The sequence below is a fragment of the Curvivirga aplysinae genome (assembly GCF_009711445.1).
In the GTDB taxonomy this organism is placed as follows: domain Bacteria; phylum Pseudomonadota; class Alphaproteobacteria; order UBA8366; family Aestuariispiraceae; genus Curvivirga; species Curvivirga aplysinae.
On sequence record NZ_SMMC01000153.1, the window covers coordinates 1 to 211 of the forward strand.

General features: G+C 47.9%; 1 tRNA gene. It reads left to right on the forward strand.

From position 1 onward, the window contains the following. Nucleotides 1–4: 4 nt before the first annotated feature. Nucleotides 5–81 (forward strand) — tRNA-Asp (locus E1160_RS06050). Nucleotides 82–211: the final 130 nt, after the last annotated feature.

The window sequence follows — 211 nt, forward strand, 5'->3', positions numbered from 1 at the left end:
ATGTGGGGGTGTAGCTCAGTTGGTTAGAGCGCCGGCCTGTCACGCCGGAGGTCGCGAGTTCAAGTCTCGTCACTCTCGCCATTTATTTTTAAGATTGCTATTTGTCTTGACAGTAGATGTGGTGAGGAATAGAAAAGCGCTTGTTGAAGCGATGAGGAAACTCTAAATTCAATGTCCACATATGTGGGGGTGTAGCTCAGTTGGTTAGAGC